Origin of the sequence: Nguyenibacter sp. L1, assembly GCF_035199985.1 — a bacterium.
Classification (GTDB): domain Bacteria; phylum Pseudomonadota; class Alphaproteobacteria; order Acetobacterales; family Acetobacteraceae; genus Gluconacetobacter; species Gluconacetobacter vanlangensis.
This window is the reverse complement of sequence record NZ_CP127015.1, coordinates 613,631-629,569: the sequence shown is the minus strand read 5'-3', so window position 1 is coordinate 629,569 and position 15,939 is coordinate 613,631. Positions and strand designations below refer to the sequence as shown.

Annotated in this window: 12 protein-coding genes; 9 read left to right on the top strand and 3 right to left on the bottom strand. The window is 69.7% G+C overall.

Going from position 1 to position 15,939, the window contains the following annotated elements; all coding sequences use genetic code 11:
* Window positions 1-10: 10 nt before the first annotated feature.
* A complete protein-coding gene (gene glnK, locus QN315_RS02815; RefSeq protein ID WP_012226274.1) occupies window positions 11-349 on the bottom strand; it encodes a P-II family nitrogen regulator in 339 nt (112 codons plus the stop codon).
* Window positions 350-666: 317 nt separating this feature from the next.
* Between glnK and QN315_RS02810 the strand changes: the two genes are divergently transcribed.
* From QN315_RS02810 to QN315_RS02780, 7 genes are all read left to right on the top strand, one after another.
* Entirely contained in the window at window positions 667-1,941 is a 1,275-nt protein-coding gene (locus QN315_RS02810) for a UbiH/UbiF/VisC/COQ6 family ubiquinone biosynthesis hydroxylase (RefSeq protein ID WP_323991401.1), read from the top strand.
* Between the two features lie 124 nt (window positions 1,942-2,065).
* A complete protein-coding gene (gene cysE / locus QN315_RS02805) occupies window positions 2,066-2,929 on the top strand; it encodes a serine O-acetyltransferase (protein WP_176640314.1) in 864 nt (287 codons plus the stop codon).
* A gap of 313 nt (window positions 2,930-3,242) precedes the next feature.
* Window positions 3,243-3,497: a type II toxin-antitoxin system prevent-host-death family antitoxin gene (locus QN315_RS02800; RefSeq protein ID WP_323991400.1), complete on the top strand. Its 255-nt coding sequence runs from the start codon at window positions 3,243-3,245 to the stop codon at window positions 3,495-3,497.
* A 133-nt stretch (window positions 3,498-3,630) separates the two neighbouring features.
* On the top strand, window positions 3,631-3,927 hold the full coding sequence (locus QN315_RS02795) for a hypothetical protein (RefSeq protein WP_323991399.1): 297 nt from the start codon (window positions 3,631-3,633) through the stop codon (window positions 3,925-3,927).
* Window positions 3,928-4,252: 325 nt separating this feature from the next.
* A complete protein-coding gene (locus QN315_RS02790; RefSeq protein ID WP_323993794.1) occupies window positions 4,253-5,587 on the top strand; it encodes an amidohydrolase family protein in 1,335 nt (444 codons plus the stop codon).
* A gap of 103 nt (window positions 5,588-5,690) precedes the next feature.
* Window positions 5,691-6,995, top strand: coding sequence for a TIGR03862 family flavoprotein (locus tag QN315_RS02785; protein WP_323991398.1), 1,305 nt, complete (start codon window positions 5,691-5,693; stop codon window positions 6,993-6,995).
* The gene (locus QN315_RS02780) at window positions 6,992-8,491 is read left to right on the top strand and encodes an ATP-binding protein (protein ID WP_323991397.1); all 1,500 of its coding nucleotides are present in this window, start codon (window positions 6,992-6,994) and stop codon (window positions 8,489-8,491) included. Before QN315_RS02785 ends, QN315_RS02780 begins: the two co-directional genes overlap by 4 nt.
* Window positions 8,492-8,668: 177 nt before the next feature.
* Here the strand turns inward: QN315_RS02780 and QN315_RS02775 are convergent, their stop codons facing one another.
* The gene (locus QN315_RS02775) at window positions 8,669-11,890 is read right to left on the bottom strand and encodes an Rne/Rng family ribonuclease (protein WP_323991396.1); all 3,222 of its coding nucleotides are present in this window, start codon (window positions 11,888-11,890) and stop codon (window positions 8,669-8,671) included.
* Between the two features lie 647 nt (window positions 11,891-12,537).
* On the opposite strand from QN315_RS02775, the gene QN315_RS02770 reads away from it, so the two are divergent.
* Together QN315_RS02770 and QN315_RS02765 are read left to right on the top strand one after the other, a co-directional pair.
* A complete protein-coding gene (locus tag QN315_RS02770) occupies window positions 12,538-13,425 on the top strand; it encodes an N-acetylmuramoyl-L-alanine amidase (RefSeq protein ID WP_323991395.1) in 888 nt (295 codons plus the stop codon).
* A gap of 366 nt (window positions 13,426-13,791) precedes the next feature.
* Window positions 13,792-15,366 carry a 2-isopropylmalate synthase gene (locus QN315_RS02765; protein ID WP_176640819.1) on the top strand — a complete coding sequence of 525 codons (1,575 nt, stop codon included), beginning with the start codon at window positions 13,792-13,794 and terminating at the stop codon, window positions 15,364-15,366.
* 106 nt (window positions 15,367-15,472) lie between these two features.
* Here the strand turns inward: QN315_RS02765 and QN315_RS19545 are convergent, their stop codons facing one another.
* The gene (locus QN315_RS19545) at window positions 15,473-15,877 is read right to left on the bottom strand and encodes a hypothetical protein (protein WP_408904573.1); all 405 of its coding nucleotides are present in this window, start codon (window positions 15,875-15,877) and stop codon (window positions 15,473-15,475) included.
* Between the last annotated feature and the right edge of the window lie 62 nt (window positions 15,878-15,939).

The following is a 15,939-nucleotide window of genomic DNA, read 5'->3' as shown; positions in this document are numbered from 1 at the left end:
GCGGCAAAGGTCACAGCGCGTCCTCTCCCGTTTCCCGGGTGCGGATGCGGATGACGCTGTCCAGGCTGGAGACGAAGATCTTGCCGTCGCCGATCTTGCCGGTATGCGCCGATTGCAGAATCACGTCGACCACCTGGTCCACGATGTCGTCGGACACCGCGACCTCGATCTTCACCTTGGGCAGGAAGCTGACATGATATTCCGCCCCGCGATAGATTTCGGTCTGGCCCTTCTGGCGGCCGAACCCCTTCACTTCCGACACGGTCAGCCCCTGGATGCCCAGGGGAGTCAGGGACTCGCGCACGTCGTCGAGTTTGAAGGGCTTGATGATGGCTGTGACAAGCTTCATCGCGCCACGTCTCCTTGTTGCATGATGAGAAATCGTTTCCTGATCCGGATGATGATCCAATTCCACAGAACGGCAATACAAAAACCTTGCCGCATCGTCCAAGGTTGGCGCCGCGTGCCGCCAGATCGGACGTGATGCCCATCAATGGGACAGAAGTGCCTGATTTCGTGCCTGTTTTGTAGGCGAAAGCTCTGCTGCCGGTCGGGGTGGCGGCCGAATCGCCGGGCGGCGTCCGGCCTGCCGGGGCGGGGCTTGGCTCTGGCTGTCCCGTCCGCCGGCTTGCCCGGCGGACGGGATTGCGCCACAGGATGACGGCGATGACCGATGGCACCATCCCCCCTTTCGTGAGCCCCCCCTTCGTGTCCGGGCCCGCCGGCGATGCATTCTCCGGCCGCGCCGTGGACGATGTCGATGTCTGCATCGTGGGGGCGGGGCCGGTCGGGGCCACGCTGGCCTGCCGCCTGGCGGTGGCGGGGATCCGCGTCGCGATCATCGACCGTGCCGCCCTGCCGCCGATGGAGGACCCGGCCTTCGACGGCCGGGCCTATGCCATCGCCGCCGGGTCGCGCCTGCTGCTGGAGGCGGCCGGGGTCTGGGCGCATCTGCCGCTGCCGGCCTGCGCGATCGAGGAGATCCGCGTGTCGGACGGCCGGCCCGGCGAGGCGCCGTCGCCTCTGCATCTGGAATTCGGGCGGCAGGATGCCGCGCAGCCGTTCGGCTGGATGATCGAGGCGCGCGCGCTGCGTGTCGCGCTGAACCGCTCGCTGCATGACGCCGCGGCGATCCGCGTGATGGCGCCGGACGAGGCCAGCGTGACCCGCGCGGCCGAGGGCGCGGTGGTGCGGACCCGGTCGGGGCGCGTGTTCGGCGCGCGGCTGGTGGTCGCGGCCGAGGGGCGGCGCAGCGCGCTGCGCGACCAGGCCCGGATTGCCGTCACGCGCCTGCCCTATCACCAGCGTGGCATCGTCTGTGCGGTGACGCATGAGCGGCCGCACCACAACCGGGCGCTGGAACATTTCCTGCCGGCCGGGCCGTTCGCGCAGTTGCCGATGGCGCCCACGGCCGGGCATGCGAACCTGTCGGCCATCGTCTGGTCCGAGGACGAGGGGGTGGCGCAGCGCATGGCGGCGTTGCCCGACGCGGCCTTCGCCCATGAGATCCAGCGCCGGATGGGGGATTGGCTGGGCCGGGTCACGCCGGTCGGGCGGCGCTGGACCTATCCGCTGTCGGCCCAGTACGCCCAGCGTTATTTCGATACCCGCCTGGCGCTGGTCGGGGATTCGGCGCACGGCATCCACCCGATCGCCGGGCAGGGGCTGAACCTGGGATTCCGCGACGTCACCGCCCTGTCCGACCTGCTGATCGCGGCGCATGAGCGGGGCGAGGACCTGGGCGGTCCGCAGGTGCTGCGCCGTTATCAGGCGCGCTGCCGGCCGGCCAACATGCTGATGCTGGCGGCGACCGACATGCTGGAGCGGCTGTTCGGCAATGACAATCCGCTGCTGCGCGGCGCGCGGGATGTGGGGCTGGCGGCGGTGCACCGCATGCCCGCGCTGCGCCGGGCCTTCGTCCGCCATGCGATGGGGCTGTAGGGGCCGGCGTTTTTCGTTTGGGATCTTTTGGGGTCTTTTTGGGATCTTTTCTGGGCAGGTGCCCTCTGGTCCGGGGCGGGGCGCTGTCCCATATCCTGCCTTTCTCTGCTGCGTCAGGTCCGTCATGCCCGATAGTTCGCCGATTTCGCTTGCCGATGCCCGCAAGAGCCGTTCCGCATCCGAGCCCACCCTGACGCAGATCGACCTGCGCCGGCTGTGGGACGACATCACGCAAGGATGCGAGGGCTGCGGCGATCCGCTGGTGCGGGGATTGCTGGCGACGGGCATTCGCAACCATGCCGGCTTCGCCAACGGGCTGGCCGCGCTGATCGGCCGCAAGCTGGGCGACCGGTCGGTGGCGGATGACGCGCTGGCCGAACTGGTCACGGACGTGTTCGATGCCGATCCCGAGATCGTGGCCGCCGCCGCCGCCGACCTGGTGGCGATCCGCGAGCGCGATCCGGCGACGGCGAATTACGCGACGCCGTTCCTGTTCTTCAAGGGCTATCACGCGGTGCAGAGCCACCGCGTGGCGCATTGGCTGTGGCATAACGACCGGCGCTATCTGGCGCTGCATCTGCAGAGCCGGGCGTCGGAACTGTTCGCGGTCGATATCCATCCGGCGGCGCGGCTCGGCCGGCGCATCCTGTTCGACCACGGCACCGGGATCGTGATCGGCGAGACCTCGGTGCTGGAGGACGACGTGTCGCTGCTGCAGGGCGTCACCCTGGGCGGCACGGGCAAGAATGTCGGCGACCGGCATCCCAAGGTGCGGCGCGGCGTGCTGATCGGTGCCGGGGCGAAGGTGCTGGGCAATATCGAGCTGGGCGAGGGCGCCAAGGTGGGCGCCGGGTCGATCGTGCTGGAATCGGTGCCGCCCTATACGACCGTGGTCGGCAATCCGGCGCGCCCGGTGGGCACGCGCCATTCCTCGCTGCCGGCCTTTACCATGGACCAGATGCTGCCGCCGATCGACTACATGATCTGAGGGGATGGGCGGAGACGAGGGGGCTATGTCGGCGGGGCTATGTCGGCGCCCCCTTCGTCGATGTCTCGTCTCCCTGTGGTTTTTTCAGCAGGAAGCGGCTGCGATAGCGCTGGACGCGGGCGGCGCGGCGATTGTCGCCGAAATTCTCACACCAGGGCTGGATTCCAAGTCGCACGGGTGGTGGCCTGCTCCGTACGGCCATCCAGCATGGCCGCCAGCATCCGTCAGACCGGGAAGAACAAGATTACCCTTGAGGAAGAGGTATTATACGTATAATTTGGGTATTGTCATCTGATCAGCGGGATGCCCACCCATGCCTATCGTCGGTGCCCTCGAATTCCAGCGCAAATTCGGCGAATTCCAGCATCAGGCCCAGCGCGAGCCGGTCGAGATCACCCGTCACGGCCGCCGCGAATATGTCCTGATGTCGGCCGATCATTATGACTGGCTCCGTGCGGCGGCCCAGCGAACCCATCGGACGGAGGATGTGTCCGAGGTGGTGCTGGCCGCCGTGGAGCGGGCCGAAATGGATGCGGAGCAGGCTCATCTTGATGCGTTGCTGAAGTAAGGGCGTGTCATTCCCTGAGCCGAAACCCGGCCTTGTCGTCCGTTGCGATTATCTGTGGACGCATGAAGCCGCGCGGGGGCAGGGGCAGGGCAAGGATCGACCCGCCTGTCTCGTCGCGGCCAGCGACAATGCCATGCGCCCCCGCTATGTCGTCCTGTTGCCCATCACCCATACGCCGCCTTCGGGCGATACGGTCGGAATCGAGATTCCGCCGAAGGTCAAAGCGGCGATCGGACTGGATGATGCGCCAAGCTGGGTAATCGTCTCGGAGCACAACGTCGATGAATGGCCGAGCGGCGGCGTGTCGCTCGTCCCCGGCAAGGCGGGCGTCTTTGCCTATGGTTTTATTCCGCCGGGCCTGTTTACCCGGATCAAGGCGGAGTTCGTCACCCTTGCCCGACAAAAGAAAAGCGCTGCTGTGCGTCGCTGAGGAACGGCGTGATCGTCACAGAAGAATAACGAAAAACATAACATGCAGCGCCAGGCGGCGGGACAGCATTTGATGACCCGTTCGGTAAACGCCGTCATGCGCAGCCTCCTTTCCATCTTGTCGTAATGATCGCCGCGGGGATTTCGACGCCGTCGCCGGGGCGTCGTGCTCTGGACATGTCGGCCATACCGCCGAACAGTGGGGTGGGAGATCGGTTCGAAAAGGGGAGGCGGGCGGCATGATGGTCACGGCACGGTTCGGCGGGAAGCGCGCATGGTTCCGGGGAGCGGTGTCGCTGGGGGCGTGGTTGCTGGGGGCATGGGTGATGGGCGGGACGCCGGCGTTGGGGGCGACGCCGGTGCTGCTGGAGCATGCGACCCTGATCGACGGGACCGGCGCGGCGCCCGTGGCGGATAGTGCGATCCTGGTGCGGGACGGGCGTGTCGCTTCGGTGGGGCGGGACGGGACGTTTGCGGTGCCGGCCGGTGCGCGGCGGGTCGATCTGGCGGGGCTGACGGTTCTGCCGGGGCTGATTTCCGATCATAGCCATACCGGACTGGTGAAGGGCACGCGCGACGACGCGGCCAATTACACGCGGGACAACATCCTGGCCCAGATGAGGCAGTACGCGCGCTATGGCGTGCTGGACGTGGTGTCGCTGGGGCTGAACACATCGCCTTTGTTCGACCGGTTGCGCGCGGAGCAGCATGCGGGGCGCAATCCGGGGGCCGACCTGTTCGGGGTCGATCAGGGGATCGGGGCGCCGGACGGGGTGCCGCCGCAGGGGATGTTCCATCTGGGGCCCGACCAGATCTATCGCCCGACCACGCCGGACGAGGCGCGCGCCGCCGTGGACCGGATGGCCGACGAGGGGACCGACCTGGTCAAGATCTGGGTGGATGATTTCCGCAACGGCGTGCCGGGGGCGAAGGGGTATCCCAAGATCGATCCGGCAATCTATCGCGCCGCGATCGACCAGGCCCACAAGCGCGGCCTGCGGGTGGCGGCGCATATCCACGACCTGGCCGATGCGAAGGCGCTGGTCGCGGCGGGGGCGGACATCATCGCCCATGGCGTGCGCGACCAACCGGTCGATCCCGATTTCATCATGCTGATGGAGCAGAAAGGGGCGTGGTACATCGCCACCCTGGATCTGGACGAGGCCAATTACGTCTTCGCCCAGCATCCGGAATGGCTGGACGACCCGTTCCTGTCCGCCGGGCTGGACCCCGCCCTGCGCGCCCAGTTCGCCGATCCGGCATGGCGGGCCAGGATCCTGGCCGCGCCGCTGACGGCGGCGTCGCGCAAGGCGTTGGCGATCAACCAGCGCAACCTGGCGACCTTGTACCGCGCGGGCATCCGCATCGGGTTCGGCACCGATTCCGGCGCGTCGGCCACGCGGATTCCGGGGTTCGCCGAACATCGGGAACTGAAGCTGACGGTGGCGGCGGGCCTGACGCCGCTGCAGGCCATTACGCTGGCCACCGGCCAGGCGGCGGCGCTGATGCGCTGGGACGACCGGGGGACGGTCCAGCCCGGGAAATGGGCCGATCTGCTTGTCGTGGCGGGCGATCCGGCGCGGGATATCGCCGCGGTCGACCGGATTGCGCAGGTCTGGCATCGCGGCGTCCGCACCGAGGGGGCGCTGGTCGCGCAATGAGGTGATTTCGCGTGAGGCGATTTCACGTAAGGCGATTCCACTGGGGCGCGATCTGATCTAAAGCCCCGAGGATGTGTGTATCGGGTGTAGCGGGAATGGGGGCATGAGGCCCGCCATCGTCATTGTCGGGGCCGGTCCGGCCGGGCTGGCGGCGGCCGAGCGGCTGGCGGAGGCCGGCTGCGCGGTGAGCGTGCTGGAACGGATGCCCACGATCGGGCGCCGGCTGCTGATGGCGGGCCGGGGCGGGCTGAACCTGACCCATTCGGAGCCGTTCGAGCGGTTCGTCACGCGGTATGGCGCGGCGCGATCGTGGCTGGAGCCCGCGCTGCGCGGCTTTGCCCCGGACGATCTGCGCCGCTGGGCGGACGGGCTGGGCCAGCCCTGTTTCGTCGGCAGCAGCGGGCGGGTCTTTCCGCTTGCCATGAAGGCGTCGCCGCTGCTGCGGGCCTGGCGCGCGCGGCTGGATGCGCTGGGGGTGCGGCTGCTGACCCGCCATGACTGGACCGGTTGGGACGAGGCGGGGCGGGTGCGCTTTGTCGGGCCCCAGGGGGATGGGCGCCAGGGAGACGGGATGCGGGGTGAGGGGACGATGCCGGCCGATGCCGTGCTGCTGGCGCTGGGCGGCGCGAGCCGGCCCCGCCTGGGGGCGGATGGGCGCTGGACCGCGCTGCTGGAGGAGGCCGGGATCGGGGTCGCGCCGTTCCGGCCGGCCAATTGCGGGTTCGTCACGAGCTGGAGCCGGGAATTTTGCGACCGGTTCGCCGGCACGCCGTTGCGGGGCATCGCGCTGATGCTGGATGGGGTGCCGGATGAGGGTGGCGCCGGAGAGGATGCGCGGGTGCGGGGCGAGGCGGTGGTGACGCGGCGCGGGCTGGAGGGCGGCGCGGTCTATGCGCTGTCCGCCCGGCTGCGCGAGCGGATCGCGCGGCACGGGACGGCGCGGCTGATGATCGATCTGCGGCCGGACATGGCGTGCGACGCGGTGGCCGGGCGGCTGGCGCGGGTGCGGGGGCGCGAGAGCCTGTCCAACCTGCTGCGCAAGGCGCTGCGCCTGCCGCCCGTGGCGGTGGCGCTGCTGCGCGAGGGCATGCCGCATGGCGAAAGCCCGCCGCGCGACACCGTGGCGCTGGCGCGGCTGGTCAAGGCGGTGCCGGTGGTGGCGACGGCGCCCGATTCGCTGGAGCGGGCGATTTCGGCGGCCGGCGGGGTGCGCCGCGCCGAAATCGATGCGCGCTTCATGCTGCGTGCCCGGCCGGGGGTGTTCGTGGCCGGCGAAATGCTGGATTGGGAGGCCCCGACCGGGGGATATCTGTTGCAGGCCTGCTTCGCCACCGGGCATGCCGCCGCGCGCGGAGTGCTGGACTGGTTGCAGGAGCAGGGCAAGGGACGGTATCCGTCCTGTCCATGACGGTTGCGATCACCATAGGCGACGTGCGGGGCGGGGGCCCCGCGCAGATGGATCTGGCGGAATTGCTGTCCACCCGCCTGCTGGTGCAGGGCAATTCCGGGTCGGGCAAGTCGCATCTGCTGCGCCGGCTGCTGGAGCAGTCGGCGACGCTGGTGCAGCAGGCCATCATCGATCCCGAGGGCGATTTCGTCAGCCTGGCGGAGAAATACGGCCATCTGGTGATCGACGGCGCCGCCCATACCGAGGCGGAACTGCAGGCGGCGGGCGAGCGCATGCGCGTGCATCGCGCGTCGGTCGTGCTGAACCTGGAAGGCGCGGACGCCGAGGTGCAGATGCGCCGCGCCGCCGCCTTTCTGGGCGGGATGTTCGAGGTGGGGCGGGATTACTGGTACCCGGTGCTGGTGGTGGTGGACGAGGCGCAGCTCTTTGCTCCGGCGGCGGCGGGCGAGGTGTCGGACGAGGCGCGGCGGGCTTCGCTGGGTGCGATGACCAACCTGATGTGCCGTGGGCGCAAGCGCGGGCTGGCCGGGGTGATCGCCACCCAGCGCCTGGCGAAGCTGGCCAAGAACGTCGCGGCCGAGGCGTCGAATTTCCTGATGGGGCGCACCTTCCTGGATATCGACATGATGCGCGCCGCCGACCTGCTGGGCATGGAACGGCGCCAGGCCGAGAGCTTCCGCGACCTGGAGCGCGGCTATTTCGTCGCGCTGGGGCCGGCTTTGTCCCGCCGGCCGCTGCCGGTGCGGATCGGCGCGGTCGAGACCGAGAGCCGCTCGGCCGGGCCGGCCCTGATGCCCTTCGCCCCCGCGCCGCCGCCCGAGGACATTCGCGACCTGATCCTGACCCGGATGCCGGAGCGCGAGGCGCCCGCCCGTCCGCCGCGGCCGGTGGCGCCGCCGCCGCCGGACATCCTGGCGCAACTGGCCGCCCACGCGGCCTCGGCCGCGATCGTCACCGAGGCCGAGGCGCGGGGCGCGCCGGCCGAGGCCGACATGGACCCGGCCGAGCGGCGGCGGCAGTTCGGTGCGATCCTGACCGAGATCCTGCGCGACGAGGAGGCCGGTTTCCGCCCGGTGCACGTACTGTACCAGGATTTCCTGGTGCGCTGCCGGATCGAGGGGATGGGGCGCCAGGCGCTGGACATGCCGCAATTCCGCCGCCTGCTGGCCACCGCCCGCGCCGGGATCGACGCGGAGGCCGCCGAGAGCGAGACCTGGCAGACCGCCGAGCGCATCGCGGGACCGTTGCCGGACGACGTGCGGGGGATTTTCCTGCTGATCGCCCGGGCGGCGCAGCAGGGGGCGCCTTGTCCGTCGGACGCCACCATCGCCAGGGCGTACGGCACCCATTCTCTCGGCCGGGCGCGCCGGCAGCTCGCCTATCTGGAAGAACAGAACGTCATCGTCCTGCGCACCGACGGGATGGGGCGGCGCAGCGCGGCCGTGATCGGCCCGGGGTGGGAGACCGCGCCCGCCGATCCGAACGGCGCGGGGTGAGCGACGGGCAGGGTCTGGGGGCAAGGCAAGGCGAGGGCGCTGCCCTCGACCCGCAAGGGGTCGCGGACCCCTTGACCCCAATCTGTTGATGAATAACGGTTTCTAATGTTGGTGTCCTGCCCGGGAAACTCTTTCCCGGGCAGGACGCTCGTCGATCGGCCTTCCGTCAGGCCGGCGTCAGCGGCGCCACCAGCCGGTCTTGCGGACCGGAGCGGGGCTGGAACCGTCGATGACGATCGGCTGCACGGCCGGGCTGCCGGCCGGCGTGGCCTCCGCGGCGGCCGGTTCGGGCGTTGACTCGGTGCCCGCCCCCGTTGCCGCCTTGGCGCGGGCGGGGGTTTTGCGCGTGCGCCGGGGTTTGGCCGCGGTCGTTTCGCCGGCGGTTTCGCTGGTGGCGTCCTCGGCGGGTGTCTCGGCCGCCGGTTTGGCCTTGCGGGTGCGGGGCGCGGTCGCGGATGCGGCGGCGCGGGTGGTCCGCTTGCGGGCCGGCTTGGCGGGGGCCGCTTCGGCTGCGTCCTCGGCGTTTGCCGTGCTCTCGGCGTCGGCGGGTGTCTCGGCCGCCGGCTTGGCCTTGCGGGCGCGCGTCGTGGACGCGGCCGTGGACGTGGCGGCGCGGGTGGCCCGTTTGCGGGCCGGCTTGGCGGGCGTTACCTCGGGGGCTTCCCCGGCGGTTTCCCCAGCAGCTTCCCCAGCGGCTTCCCCAGCAGCGTCCACGACCTCCGTTGCGGGGGCGGCGCTGTCTTCGGCCTGGGCGGGTTGTTCCACCGCCTTGGTCGCGGCCTTGCGCGCGGTCGCCGCGCGGCGGCGCCTGGGCTTGGCCGGTGCCTCGGCCTCAACCGCCGTGGGCTCGGCGATCGGGGGCTCGGCAACCGTGGGCTCGGCGATCGCGGGCACCGCCTCGGGCTCGGACACCGCCAGCGTTTCGGCGACGTCGAGGATGTCCCCGGCGGCACTGTCCCCGGCGAGACTATTCTTGGCGAGATTGCCTTCGATGAGCGCGGCCGGCGATGCGGGCGTTGCCTGGGCGGGCGCCAGCTCGGCGGATTGCTCGATCACGTCGAAGATGTCGATGATGCCGTTGCCGAACGGATTGGCCGGCGTCGGGCCGCGATAAGGCTCGGCGCGATGGGGCTCGGCGCCTGGGGCGCGGCGTTCATGCCGGTCGCGGCGGCGGCGGTGGCGATCGCGTCCGCCATCCTCGCGGCCCTGCGCAGGCTCGGGAGCAGGCTGGCGCCGTGCCTGCGGAGCCTCGGCCTCTTCGCCGGGTTCGCGCGGCGCCTCGGTGGCGAATGCCGCCTCGGTATCTTCTCCGGCGTCTTCCTGAGCGGCTTCCTCCCCGGCGGGGTGCAGCGCGGTTTCGGGCTGTTCGCCCCGTTCGGCTCCGCGACGGCGGCGACGACGGCGGCGGCGGCGGCGATGATCGGTGCCCTCTTCGCCTTCTCCCTCGGCGGCGGACGGCGCGGCTTCGGCCGGGATCGTTCCAGGCCGGACGGCTTCACCCTGGGCGGCTTCACCCTGGATGGTTTCACCTTGGGGCGTTTCGGCCGGCGCGGCGGGCAGGATCGGGATTTCGCGGACCTGGCCGGATTGCGCGGCCTCGGCGGGGACCGGCTGCGGTGCCACCGGTTCGAACCGCTCGGTCTGCGGACGGGTGCGTTCGATGCGGACCTGCGACGGCGCCAGGCTGGGGTCGGGCGCGAAGGTGACGCGCATCTTGTGGCGCTTTTCGATTTCGTCCAGCCAGACGCGCTTGTTGTTCAGGATATAGAGCGCGATCTCGGCGGCGACATGCACCATGATCTCGGCCGCGCGGCGGCGCGCGCCTTCTTCCTCGATCGCGCGCAGCACGTGCAGGGTCGCGCTTTCGGTGCCGCGGATGATGCCGGTGCCCTGGCAGTGCGGGCAGGGGGTGAAGGTGGATTCCGTGATCGACGGGCGCAGGCGCTGGCGCGACATTTCCAGCAGGCCGAAATGCGAGATCGCGCCGACCTGGATGCGCGCGCGGTCGGTGCGCAGCGCGTCCTTCAGCCGCCGCTCGACCATCGCATTGTGCTTGCGGCTTTCCATGTCGATGAAGTCGATGACGATCAGGCCCGCCAGGTCGCGCAGGCGCAATTGCCGGGCGACTTCCTCGGCGGCTTCGAGATTGGTGCGCAGCGCGGTCTCTTCGATATTGCGCTCGCGCGTCGCGCGGCCCGAATTGACGTCGATCGCGACCAGGGCCTCGGCCTGGTTGATGACGAGGTAGCCGCCCGAGCGCAACTGCACGGTGGGCGAGAGCATCGAGTCCAGCAGGCCCTCGACATTGAAATGCGAGAACAGCGGCTGGGCGCCGTTCTGCCAGCATTTCACCTTCTGCGCGCTCTGCGGCATCAGCATGCGCATGAATTCGCGGGCCGATTTCCAGCCGGCCTCGCCATCGACCAGGATCTCGCCCACGTCGCGGGTGTAGATGTCGCGGATGGCGCGCTTGATGAGGCTGGCTTCCTCATAGATCAGCGCGGGCGCCATCGAGCGCATCGTATGGTCGCGGATATCGTCCCACAGCCGCAGCAGATATTCGCAGTCGCGCATGATCTCGGGGCGCGGCCGCTGGGCGCCGGCGGTGCGCACGATCATGGCCATGCCGCGGGGGATCTGCAGTTCGGCGATCACGTCCTTGAGCCGGCGGCGATCGGCCACCGAGGTGATCTTGCGCGACACCCCGCCGCCGCGCAGCGAGTTGGGCATCAGCACGCAGTAGCGGCCGGCCAGCGAGATATAAGTGGTCAGCGCGGCGCCCTTGTTGCCGCGTTCCTCCTTGACGACCTGCACCAGCAGGACCTGGCGGCGGCGGATGACTTCCTGGATCTTGTAGCTGCGCAGGAAGCGGGCGATGCGGCGCTGGACCGCGCCTTCCTCGCCGGTATCGGTCTCGCCGCCGACCGTCTCGGGCAGGGGCTCGGGCTCGGGCTGGGCGGCCTCGTCGTCGGTCGCCACCAGTTCGGCGGTGCCGGAGACGGATTCCGGGACGGATTCCGAGCCGGACTCCAGGCCGGTTTCGGCGTCGGTTTCAGAGCCGGGCCCGGCTTCGGCGAAATCGTCCTGAAGCTGGGCCTCGTCGGCGCGGGCTTCTTCCTCCTGCAGGGCGAGCAGGCGCTCGCGATCGGCCACCGGGATCTGGTAGTAGTCCGGATGGATCTCGCTGAAGGCCAGGAAGCCGTGGCGGTTGCCGCCATATTCGACGAAGGCGGCCTGCAGGCTGGGCTCGACCCGGATCACCTTGGCCAGGTAGATATTGCCCTTGAGCTGCTTCTTGGCCGATGCCTCGACGTCGTAATCTTCGAGCCTGTTACCATCCATCACGACCACGCGGGTTTCTTCCGCGTGGGTCGTGTCGATCAGCATGCGCTTGTTCATAAAAAACGGAACTCCGGTATGCCCGGTCCCGGCCTCTGTCCGGCGTCCGCATCGGGGGCGGACGGAGGCGGCGGGCGGAAGGGGCAAAAACAGTCGGGGGGAACATGATGAATCCAGAAACCGTTGCGGCGGAGCCCGCGCGGCCGTGATCAGCGCGCGCCGCCAGGGGCGCGGGCTGGGTCAAACGGTCTTCGGACGCGGGTCGCGTGGCGTTCATCCATCCTCATCAAACGATGACGCGCGGCCGTGCATCGTCCGGCCGCATCGTCGCATATATGGCGTCGTCATCCGCCGTCCGGCCTTGCGGCCGGGGCGGAGCGGCAGCCGGTTCCGTCGGCGTGGACGGCCCGGCCATCCAGGATGTCAGTCCCCTGGGTGTCGGGCGCCACGCCCCGATGGGACCGGCCGGCCGGATGGGTCCGGTCATGCCGCGCGTGCCTCTTTCAGGCGTCGATCGGCGCGGACCCATCACGAGTACAGCATGACCCAACTGCGCCCCCGCTGCAAGCGCCCCTCGGGGGGCAGCCGGGTTTCGTCATCGGGGTTGACGGCCGGTACCAATGATTGCGTGCAAACCGTTGATATGCTGACGACGCGCGCGATTCCTGCTAGATGGGGGTGGGATCGGCAATGGAGACCGGTTTTGCATGTTCCAATATCGTTCCGACGGCGCGGCGGCGCCGGGCAGGCAGGCTGAGGGGCGCCGCCGGGTGCTGCTGGCGGGGCTGGCGGCGTGCGTGACGCTGCCGACGCGGGCGGCGGTGCATCATGGTGGGCACGGGCAGGGCGGCCATCATCTGGGCGCGCCGGCCATCGTCGGCCGGGCGGCGGCGCCGTTGCCGCTGGTCATGCTGGACCCCGGCCATGGCGGCAAGGACCCGGGCGCGATCGGGGTTTCCGGCACCTATGAGAAACATATCGCCGAGGCGGCGGCGGCGGAGTTGCGGCGGCAATTGCTGGCCAGCGGGGCGTATCGCGTGGTGATGACGCGCGCGGACGACCGATTCATCCCGCTGGAAGGGCGGGTCGAGATCGCCCATGCCCACCGGGCCGCGCTGTTCATCTCGATGCATGCCGATGCGCTGACCGATCGCGGCGTGCGCGGGGCCAGCGTCTATACCCTGTCGGGCCAGGCGTCGGACGCGCAGACGGCGGCGCTGGCGCGCACCGAGAACAGCGCCGACCGGTTCGGCGGGCCGCAGGTCCATGCCGCCTCGCCCGAGGTGCAGGCCATCCTGGCGAGCCTGGTGACCGAGGAGACGCGCCGCGGCGCCGCCCATATGGCCAGCAGCGTGGTCGCGGCGTTCCAGCCGCGGATCGGGCTGCTGCCCAATCCGTCGCGCCATGCGGCGTTCGTGGTGTTGAAATCGGCGGATATTCCCTCGGTCCTGGTCGAGATGGGGTTCATGTCCAACCGGCTGGACGAGGCGGCGCTGCGCCAGGCCGGGCACCGGATGATGGTCGCGGGGGCGATGAAGCAGGCGATCGACCGGTATTTCGCCTCGGCCGGCGGGGTGACGCGGCTGACCGGCTGATCGGCCGGTCGCGTCGATCGTTGGGGGCGGCTTTCCGCGCGAATTCGGTTGCAATTTCGATTGCAATTTCGGTTGCAATCGGCGGGTCGGCCTGTATGGTGCCGCCCATGGATCGCGTGACGTTCATGATGGCCGGCAGGATGGGTGCGCAAGCGCCTGCGCTGTCGTGCGCCCGTGGACGCGGGGCGCTCCTCCTTCGCCTTCGACTTATCTGCCCCCGACTTATCATCCCCTGAGCGTTCAGGGCCGGCGCGATGCCGGTACGCCCAGGGGATGATGCGGGCCCGGGCCCGCATGCAGGTAAGCGAACGCCGCCCGTGGCGTTCATAAGGCGAACATCCGGCACAAGTCCGAGGTATATTCCCCATGACGATCGACCATCCGTCCTTCGGCCGCATCGACGGCAACCGCGTCATCATTTTCGACACGACGCTGCGCGACGGCGAACAATCCCCCGGTTTCTCGATGAACCTGACCGAGAAGCTCCGGATGGCCGAGGCGCTGGCCGAGCTGGGCGTCGACGTGATCGAGGCGGGCTTTCCCGTGGCGTCGAAGGGCGATTTCGAGAGCGTGCACCAGATCGCCTCGACCGTTCGGGGGCCGGTGATCTGCGCACTGGCGCGCAGCGGCGGCAAGAACGACATTGCCAGCGCGGGCGAGGCCATCCGTCCGGCGGAGCGCGGCCGCATTCATAATTTCATCTCCACCTCGCCGCTGCACATGAAATACAAGCTGCGGATGGAGCCCGAGACGGTGCTGGAGCTGATCACCGCCGGCAACATGGCGGCGCGCCAGTTCACCGACGACGTCGAATGGTCGGCCGAGGACGGGTCGCGCACCGATCCGGACTTTCTGTGCCGCTGCGTCGAGGCCGCGATCAAGGCCGGGGCCACGACGATCAACATCCCCGATACGGTGGGCTATGCGACGCCCGAGGACATGGCGCGGATCTTCGCCGACCTGCGCGCACGCGTGCCGGGCGCGGACAGGGTGATCTTCTCGGCCCACAATCATAACGATCTGGGCCTGGCGGTGGCGAACACCATCGCGTCGGTCTCGGCGGGCGCGCGGCAGATCGAGTGCACCATCAACGGCATCGGCGAGCGCGCGGGCAATGCGGCGCTGGAAGAGATCGTGATGGCGCTGCGCACCCGCCAGGACGTGCTGCCCTATCGCAACGACATCCGGACCGGGAATCTGCTGCGGGTGTCGCGCATGCTGGCGACGATCACCGGTTTCGACGTGCAGCCCAACAAGGCGATCGTCGGCCGCAACGCCTTTGCCCATGAGAGCGGCATCCATCAGGACGGCGTGCTGAAGAATGCCGCGACCTATGAGATCATGACGCCGGAGAGCGTGGGCTGGACGCGTTCGTCGCTGGTGCTGGGCAAGCATTCCGGCCGCGCAGCGTTCCGCGACAAGCTGAAGGCCATGGGATATGGCGACATGGACGACGCGCAATTGAACGACGCGTTCGTGCGCTTCAAGGATTTGGCCGACCGCAAGAAGGTCGTCTATGACGAGGACCTGGCGGCGCTGGTCGATGACGAGGCGCGCGATCATGCCCGCATCCGGTTCGTGTCGCTGGAGGTCGAGGCCGGGTCCAAGCGGCCGGCGCGCGCCGCGCTGGTGCTGGAGGTCGACGGGGAAGCCCGCGACGCCACGGTGAACGGACAGGGGCCGGTGGATGCGGCGTTCAACGCGGTGCGCGCCATCTATCCCCACGACGCGACGCTGCAGCTTTATTCGGTGGGTGCGGTGACCGAGGGCAGCGATGCCCAGGCGCGGACCACGGTGCGGCTGGAAGAGGACGGCAAGCTGGTGGACGGGCAGGGGGCGGACAGCGACACGCTGGTCTCGGCCGTGCGGGCCTATGTCCATGCGCTGAACAAGCTGCTGGTCAAGCGGACACGGGCCGAGCCCGAGGCGCTGATGGCCTGAACCTGCGGTCCGTTCGGTCGGAACGGGAAAAAGGCGTCCGCATCGTGCGGGCGCCTTTTTTCATGCGGCCCGGGCATGAACGGCCCGGGCCCGGAGAATCCGGGCGTCAGTAGCCGTTATAATAGCCCGGCGGAGGAGGGGGCGGAGGCGGCGGCGGATAGGCGGGCCGTCCGTAATAGCTCGGCGGCGGCGGGGGCGGCGGGGGGGCGTAGCCCTGTTGCGGATAGTACGGGCGCTGCGGGGTGGTCGCGGCGCCGGTCGCGGCGCCGACCGCACCGCCGGCCAGTGCGCCGATCGCGGCACCGCGGCCGCCGCCGGCGAGCGCGCCGATCGCAGCGCCGCCGCCGGCGCCGATCAGTCCGCCGCCCAGCGCGCGCTGGCCCGGGTCATAGGGATTGCTGCAGGCCGCGAGCGACAGCATGCCGCCGGCGGCCGCGACGAGGGCCAGCCCGCGAAGCGGCCGGCGCGGCATGAGGGGGGAGCTAGTGGAGAGACTGCGAAGAAGGCTCATGTTCATCTCATGGTTGGGAGGCGCGGCCCGGAGAACGTGATCGGGGAGGATGGAGCCATCCT

Coding starts and splice junctions, on each gene's coding strand:
- glnK (WP_012226274.1), bottom strand. CDS start 349: ATGAAGCTTGTCACAGCCATCATCAAGCCCTTCAAACTCGACGACGTG.
- QN315_RS02810 (WP_323991401.1), top strand. CDS start 667: ATGACCGATGGCACCATCCCCCCTTTCGTGAGCCCCCCCTTCGTGTCC.
- cysE (WP_176640314.1), top strand. CDS start 2,066: ATGCCCGATAGTTCGCCGATTTCGCTTGCCGATGCCCGCAAGAGCCGT.
- QN315_RS02800 (WP_323991400.1), top strand. CDS start 3,243: ATGCCTATCGTCGGTGCCCTCGAATTCCAGCGCAAATTCGGCGAATTC.
- QN315_RS02795 (WP_323991399.1), top strand. CDS start 3,631: ATGCGCCCCCGCTATGTCGTCCTGTTGCCCATCACCCATACGCCGCCT.
- QN315_RS02790 (WP_323993794.1), top strand. CDS start 4,253: ATGGGCGGGACGCCGGCGTTGGGGGCGACGCCGGTGCTGCTGGAGCAT.
- QN315_RS02785 (WP_323991398.1), top strand. CDS start 5,691: ATGAGGCCCGCCATCGTCATTGTCGGGGCCGGTCCGGCCGGGCTGGCG.
- QN315_RS02780 (WP_323991397.1), top strand. CDS start 6,992: ATGACGGTTGCGATCACCATAGGCGACGTGCGGGGCGGGGGCCCCGCG.
- QN315_RS02775 (WP_323991396.1), bottom strand. CDS start 11,890: ATGAACAAGCGCATGCTGATCGACACGACCCACGCGGAAGAAACCCGC.
- QN315_RS02770 (WP_323991395.1), top strand. CDS start 12,538: ATGTTCCAATATCGTTCCGACGGCGCGGCGGCGCCGGGCAGGCAGGCT.
- QN315_RS02765 (WP_176640819.1), top strand. CDS start 13,792: ATGACGATCGACCATCCGTCCTTCGGCCGCATCGACGGCAACCGCGTC.
- QN315_RS19545 (WP_408904573.1), bottom strand. CDS start 15,877: ATGAGCCTTCTTCGCAGTCTCTCCACTAGCTCCCCCCTCATGCCGCGC.